Here is a 6,824-nt window from a genome sequence, read left to right as displayed (position 1 = left end):
ACATTGGCCAAATGCACCGCGATTCCACTTTGCATATCGACAGATCCTCGTCCAAACATCCATTCACCAGATCGGGCATCTTGTTGAACATCTGCATTAACATCATAGGTAGAAAAATATTCGACTAGTTTATCTGAATCTAACGCATGTTCTTTTAAAGGTCCGAAATCTTCAATTCCTACTGTATCCAAATGTGCATGAAAGATAAGCGTTTCTTGACTATCACTATTTCCTTTCACAAATGCAAAAATATTTTTCCGACCGAGTGGATCATTGGGAATCGGCTGTTCCCATACCTGGGAGGGATGTTGTTGAAAATAAGGAAAGCTTAGAAGCGTTTCTTTTATAAAATTGGCTACTTCCACTTCTCCACTTGTTCCGTTAATACTTTTTATATTGACAAGAGACCTTGTAAGCGCTTCAACTTTCTCGGACATTGTCATATGGCTAATTTGAGCATACATGGATATTTCCCCCAATTAGAAATTAGTAGTTGTTTCTTAGATTGTCCTTTATAACAAAACAGTGCGATGTAATTTATATCGCACTATTTTGTTTAGTTTATTTCCGATTAACTCTTTTCACTTACTCAGAAAATACCTTGTAAATACGCTCAATTGCCCAGTCTAATTCTTCTTTTGAAATGATAAGAGGCGGGGCAAAACGAATCACTGTGCTATGAGTTTCTTTACATAATAATCCTTGTTCTTTTAATTTCTCACAATATGGTCGTGCTTCTTCATGCAGTTCTACACCAATAAATAATCCTCGGCCTCGAACTTCTTTAATAACTGGATTTTTAATATCTGCTAATTTTTGTTGAAAGTACGCGCCCAACTCTAGTGAATGAGTTGATAAGTCTTCTTCTTCAATCACTTCTAATGCAGCTAAAGATACAGCACAAGCAAGTGGGTTTCCTCCAAAAGTGGATCCATGAGAACCAGGGTTAAATACACCTAAAATATCATCATTGGCAACTATACATGAAATCGGAAATACTCCTCCCCCAAGTGCCTTTCCTAAAATCAACATATCTGGTTCAACATCTTCCCAATCGCATGCAAACATTTTACCTGTTCTCGCTAATCCGACTTGAATTTCATCAGCGATAAATAAGACATTATGCTGTTTACACAATTCAGAAGCTGCTTTTAAGAACCCTTCTGGCGGTAAAATGATTCCTGCTTCGCCTTGAATTGGTTCAAGTAAAAAGGCAGCTGTATTTGGTGATATAGCCGCTTTTAATGCGTCTATATCACCGTAAGGAATCGTTTGAATACCCGGTAGCATCGGACCAAATCCACGCTTATATTCTGCTTCTGATGATAAAGAAACCGCTGTCATAGTACGTCCGTGAAAATTCCCGATACAAGCAATGATCTGCGCTTGATTTTCAGCTACTCCTTTTACTTCATACGCCCAGCGACGAGCCGCTTTCACAGCTGTTTCAACCGCCTCTGCTCCCGTATTCATCGGCAGTGCCATATTTTTCTTCGTTAATGTACAAATCTTCTCATACCATGGACCGAGCTGATCATTGTGAAATGCGCGAGACGTTAAGGTTACTTTATCTGCTTGACGCTTGAGTGCTTCAATAATTTTAGGATGACGATGACCTTGATTGACTGCTGAATATGCACTTAACATATCCATGTATTTATTATTTTCAGGATCTTCTACCCAAACACCTTGCGCTTTTTCAATCACGATTGGAAGAGGATAATAATTCTTGGCGCCAAATCTTTCTGTTTGTTCGATAATTTTCACCGTTTGTTTTGTTTCTGTCGTCGTCATATTTAACCCTCCTCAATATTTATAGATAGGAATCTTAAAACGTCTCTGACGTTGTTTTTCCTTGCATATGAAGAATTAAATAGTCAGGTCCACCGGCTTTGGAATCTGTACCAGACATATTAAATCCGCCGAACGGTTGATAGCCGACAATGGCTCCTGTACAACCTCGGTTAAAATACAAGTTTCCAACATGAAACTCTTCACGTGCACGTTCAATATGCTCACGATTGTTAGATATTAGAGCTCCTGTTAACCCATAGTCTGTATTATTGGCAATTTTCATCATATGATCAAAATCGCGTGCTTTACAAAACGCCACGACTGGTCCAAATATTTCTTCTTGCATTAATCGTGCATTTTCATCTAGATCTGCAAAAATAGTAGGTTGAATGAAGAAACCTTGTGAATCGTCACCTTCTCCTCCGACCATTAATTTACCCTCTTCTTTACCAATTTCAATATAGCTCATAATCTTTTCATAAGAAGCTTCGTGGATTACTGGTCCCATATATGTTTCAAATTCTTCCGGATTTCCTACGGATAATGTTTTTGTTAGTTTCACTGCCTTTTCTAATACTTCATCATATACATCTTGATGAACGACTGCTCGAGAACCAGCTGAACATTTTTGACCCGCAAATCCAAATGCAGAATACACAATAGAAGCAGCTGCTAAATCTAAATCAGCATCTCGATCCACAACAACTGTATCTTTTCCACCCATTTCTGCAATTACACGCTTTAACCAAATTTGTCCTGGATGTACTTTTGCTGCTCGTTCATAAATGCGACATCCTACTGCTTGAGAGCCAGTAAATGAAATAAATCTCGTTTTCGGATGTTCAACTAAGAAATCCCCAATTTCTGCACCCTTACCAGGAATAAAGTTTAATACCCCATTTGGTAAGCCTGCTTCTTCCATTAATTCTACAAATTTCGCGGCGATTACAGGCGTCGCATCAGCCGGTTTTAATAAAATAGTATTTCCTGTTACAATCGCTGCAACAGCCGTTCCAGCCATAATGGCAAGCGGAAAATTAAATGGTGAAATAATAATACCTACACCAAGTGGTACATAATGATATTGATTGTATTCACCGACACGACTTTTTACAGAAGCTCCATCTTTCATTTCAAGTGCTTGACGCGCGTAATATTCTAAAAAATCAATTGCTTCTGCTGTGTCAGCATCTGCTTCATTCCATGGCTTTCCTGCTTCTTTAACGAGATAACTTGAAAACTCATGCTTTCTTCGACGCATAATAGCAGCTGCTCGGAATAAAATGTTTGCTCTATGCTCCATTTTCCATTTCTTCCAAGATTCAAAAGCCTGTAATGCTGATTGCATTGCTTGTTCTGCTAGTTGTTGATTTGCCATTGATACACTACCAATAACCTCTTCTTTGTTAGCAGGATTAATGGATACCTTTTTTTCCGTGGTTTCAATTCTTTCTCCGTTAATAACAAGTGGATAATGTTTACCAAGCTGTGTATTAACGTAAGCTAATGATTCTTGAAATGCTTTTTTATGTTGCTCTTCTTTAAAATTTGTAAATGGTTCGTGAGAATATTGTAATACCATATTTATCCCTCCTATGAATGACTTTTTATTCTGTTGTACTTTTCATGTATAATATATGTATACAACACAAAGATGTATAAGTCAATATTTTCAGAATTTCATATTTCTAGTGCAAAAACTTTAAGATACGTCTGAAGTGCATGAAGAAGAGGTAAAAGCATTGTCGGTTCTGGTGCAAAAACTATTTGATAGAGACATAGAACGTACACGTTTCTTAATGAAACGATGATCTTGTTCCACCTGTCCAAGATTTAAAGATTCATTGCACCAGAACCCCCATAAAAAACTGAATCGAAAAATAAATTTGCACCTTTCTCAAATAAGAATTAAAAAATAGCAAAAATATTTTGCGGTTTAGTAAAAAATATTCACGATAAAGCTTATTTTTAAAAGAAACTTAATATTGGCACGAATTTTGCAAGTGTTAATAATCAAATAATGAAATGACTGAAAGGGCCGTATGTTAACCCTATGATTGAAAAATAGATTGTAAATAGAAAATAAAGGAGCGTTATTATGTTGTGGAATTGTCGTAAGTATAAAAGATCATTTGAAGAGCTAGTTCAAGAGAATAAGCAAACATTACTTAATGATAAACAAGCACTAGAAAAAATTGAAAAACGTATAGAAAAACGTCACGAGCTTCAGAAGCTAACTTAATACAACTATATACAAGTGAATAAAAACCGTCTTTTGATAGTGGGGAGGCGACGTGCAGAAGCGGTCAAACCTTTGTAGTGGTTCATGCAAGGGTAAACGAGAGAGAAGCATACCATACTCCCTCTTGGTTGCACATAGCACATGGTCATGTCGAATTTATCATTCACTCATATATAGTCATCATAAATAGGAAGGTGTGTATATGCGCATTGAACAACTTGTATATATCATGGAAATTCAAAAAACCGGGTCCATACCTGCAGCGGCCCAACTTCTCAACATTTCACAGCCAAGCTTAAGGCACGCTGTTGTAAAGATTGAACAAGAGTTTAACAGCACACTATTTATTCGCTCTAAAAACAGGCTGGAACCTACGGAAAAAGGAGAACTAATTATCCAGAAAATACGGGAAGTTTTGAATAAATGGGACGAATTGAAAGAGGAAGCACGCATACAGCAACAAGAGATAAGAGGAAGATTATCCATTAGTGCTGTTCCAGACTTGTGCAGAAGCCTCATCCCTAAAACACTTGCATCTTTTAAGGCAAAATTCCCTCACGTTATAATTGAGCTTCGAGAAGATGAGCTGTCTGAAATCAAGAAAGATGTTTTGAGCGAAAAGGTAGACTTAGGACTGATTGGGGTACCATTTAATTACTTGGAGGATGATCATCAGCTCATTGCTAGACACTTTTTAAGCAGTCCTGTCATGGCATGTGTAGGGAAATATTCTGACCTCATTAAATGGGACAAAGTTCCCATGAACGAGGTTATAAAGCAGCCTATTGTCACTTTTCTTACAAATCATGGAATGGATCGCCATTTCTTTCAAACCCTGCGTAAATACGGATGCCCTAATATACTGCTTCGTTCAGAAAGCCAGGAGGCTGCAAAGTATTTGATTGCCGAGGGAGAAGCAGTGGGATTTTATAGTGCATTATCCTTGCATTCTGACCCATATGTAAAGATAGGAGACATTATTCCTATACCTGTGGAAGATGAAAATCTAAGAGTTTCCTTCTGTTGGATTCGAAATAAAAATCATTACTCCACCAATGTCACTCGGGAATTTTTAACGGAGCTCCAAATACAAGCTTCTCGTTTTAAGGATAGTTCTGTCACGAAGATAGCGATTTAGTGAGAGGAAAAGTATAAAAATAAAGGATATGTATCAACGATGTATAAAAAGTTCTATAAATGATAAAAACGAACAATACAATCCCCATTGGGCGCCAAGAGGGGATTGTGTTGTTAACCTCCTTTAATAACGATTTATACTTGATGATACGCTTAAAAGAGAACCATTTGTACAAAGGACAAGAACTACAAAGTGAACACTTTTGTCTGGACTCTTGGGGGTTCATTACGTTTTCCCTCAAATAATAAATACCCTACTTATCCATGTCATTTCAGTGAACTCTAGGATTTTTCGATTACTGATATATAAATGATTTATAATTTCAACGTTTTCATTTGCTATTTCGAACAAAACGGCATTGGCACTTACTTCCTCTCTCTGGGTTACCCTTGCATGGACCAAGGGTTTGACCGCTTCTGCACGTCGCCGGATGCTCTCTCCCCACTATAAAAAGACGATTTTTTTATTCAGTTTTATATAGGTTACTTTATTGTTTACTTATTCCATCAATATTAGCTTCGTATTTATTTTCAGTAGTGAAAATTTTAATAAAAAATAATGGATAGATCATTAAATATAGATTAAATGCCCACCAGGTTATATCAAAATCCTTGCTGAAACTCCAAAAGGCAATAGCTTGCAATCCAGAACAAAAAGTCAAGACAAGTGAAATTAATGCATAGCTTTTCCATGAAGAATTGCTTTTTTTATACAAATATAAACTGTACAGACCAGTAATTGAAATCAAAATATCCAATGGAAAAAACGACCAATTCCAAGCGATAATTACAGGGTTGTCATAATCTTTAAATGCCGCGCTCTTGGGAATTAACTGAAAAAAAGTGACTACCCAATATACAATGAATCCTATATCTGTTGCTAAAAAAAATGGTTTTAAATATTTCACAATTTCCCTCCATAGAACTATAGTATTTTATTCAATTTAGGAACTCGAAGTAACAAATCGAATTTAAAGAGGTACTCTTATAATTTATTTAACCTGTTCTCTTATAGTTTGTTTATCATATGACTGCTCTGTATTCTCTGTAATATTTAATACAACAACACCAACAATGATAAGAACAATAGAAATAACTTTAACAATACTTATACTTTCATTAAAGTAAAGAACACCAATAAGCGTGATAATTATAATCCCCATACCTGACCAAATAGCGTAAGCAATTGATACTTCAATAGTTTTTAATGTTAATGTTAGGAAGCAAAGACTACCCACATAAAAAACAAGTAATAATATACTAGGAATAATTTTTGAAAAACCATTTGATAGTTTCATACTGGTAGTTCCAGCTACTTCAAAAAGGATAGCTAAGGATAAATAAATCCAATGCATATTATTTTCCTGGTCAATTTGAAATGTATAAAAATATATAAAACCATCTCAAACCAACCAGTCCTCCCCTCTCATTTTATTTTTTAGAACCAATATATGTTTTGAAACCTCCAGATTAACGTTACAGGTTTCAATCCATAACGCTTTAGGATTTTACCGTCTGTCGTGGTCATATTGCATTGCCTTTTCTCCGGATAGAGAGCTGTGATATATGCGTCATATGTTTCTCCGTTTCGTTTCGTATAACGTACAACATCACGATGACGGAATCCAGCTACTTCTTCCATTTTTGCTTT

General features: G+C 36.2%; 6 protein-coding genes and 2 pseudogenes. 2 read left to right on the top strand and 6 right to left on the bottom strand.

From position 1 onward, the window contains the following. The 3 genes and pseudogenes from H540_RS30510 to pruA form a co-directional block, all read right to left on the bottom strand. A pseudogene (locus H540_RS30510) lies at window positions 1-464 on the bottom strand (peptidase M20); the annotation flags it as partial. Between the two features lie 121 nt (window positions 465-585). After that, complete coding sequence (locus H540_RS0120975; protein WP_028402253.1) at window positions 586-1,794, bottom strand: ornithine--oxo-acid transaminase; 1,209 nt, start codon at window positions 1,792-1,794, stop codon at window positions 586-588. Window positions 1,795-1,828: 34 nt separating this feature from the next. Further along, window positions 1,829-3,376 carry an L-glutamate gamma-semialdehyde dehydrogenase gene (gene pruA / locus H540_RS0120970; RefSeq protein ID WP_028402252.1) on the bottom strand — a complete coding sequence of 516 codons (1,548 nt, stop codon included), beginning with the start codon at window positions 3,374-3,376 and terminating at the stop codon, window positions 1,829-1,831. Window positions 3,377-3,892: 516 nt separating this feature from the next. Here pruA and H540_RS32465 point away from each other — a divergent pair. Beyond that, window positions 3,893-4,036 (top strand): FbpB family small basic protein, encoded by a 144-nt coding sequence (locus tag H540_RS32465; RefSeq protein WP_081415227.1) that lies wholly within the window; start codon window positions 3,893-3,895, stop codon window positions 4,034-4,036. Between the two features lie 202 nt (window positions 4,037-4,238). Then, window positions 4,239-5,174, top strand: coding sequence for a LysR family transcriptional regulator (locus H540_RS0120960; RefSeq protein ID WP_028402251.1), 936 nt, complete (start codon window positions 4,239-4,241; stop codon window positions 5,172-5,174). Between the two features lie 487 nt (window positions 5,175-5,661). On the opposite strand, the gene H540_RS0120955 is transcribed toward H540_RS0120960, so the two are convergent. The 3 genes and pseudogenes from H540_RS0120955 to H540_RS33825 all read right to left on the bottom strand — a co-directional run. Beyond that, window positions 5,662-6,084 carry a YvaD family protein gene (locus tag H540_RS0120955; RefSeq protein WP_051317224.1) on the bottom strand — a complete coding sequence of 141 codons (423 nt, stop codon included), beginning with the start codon at window positions 6,082-6,084 and terminating at the stop codon, window positions 5,662-5,664. Window positions 6,085-6,165: 81 nt separating this feature from the next. Next, window positions 6,166-6,528, bottom strand: a complete 363-nt coding sequence (locus H540_RS0120950) for a DMT family transporter (protein WP_028402249.1) — start codon at window positions 6,526-6,528, stop codon at window positions 6,166-6,168. A gap of 83 nt (window positions 6,529-6,611) precedes the next feature. After that, window positions 6,612-6,824, bottom strand: a pseudogene (locus tag H540_RS33825) (RNA-guided endonuclease IscB); the annotation flags it as partial.

Origin of the sequence: Ectobacillus panaciterrae DSM 19096, assembly GCF_000430785.1 — a bacterium.
Classification (GTDB): domain Bacteria; phylum Bacillota; class Bacilli; order Bacillales; family Bacillaceae_G; genus Ectobacillus; species Ectobacillus panaciterrae.
Note: the sequence above shows the minus strand (reverse complement) of the source record. Positions and strands in the feature narration are given on the sequence as shown.

Coding starts and splice junctions, on each gene's coding strand:
- H540_RS32465 (WP_081415227.1), top strand. CDS start 3,893: ATGTTGTGGAATTGTCGTAAGTATAAAAGATCATTTGAAGAGCTAGTT.
- H540_RS0120950 (WP_028402249.1), bottom strand. CDS start 6,528: ATGCATTGGATTTATTTATCCTTAGCTATCCTTTTTGAAGTAGCTGGA.
- pruA (WP_028402252.1), bottom strand. CDS start 3,376: ATGGTATTACAATATTCTCACGAACCATTTACAAATTTTAAAGAAGAG.
- H540_RS0120975 (WP_028402253.1), bottom strand. CDS start 1,794: ATGACGACGACAGAAACAAAACAAACGGTGAAAATTATCGAACAAACA.
- H540_RS0120960 (WP_028402251.1), top strand. CDS start 4,239: ATGCGCATTGAACAACTTGTATATATCATGGAAATTCAAAAAACCGGG.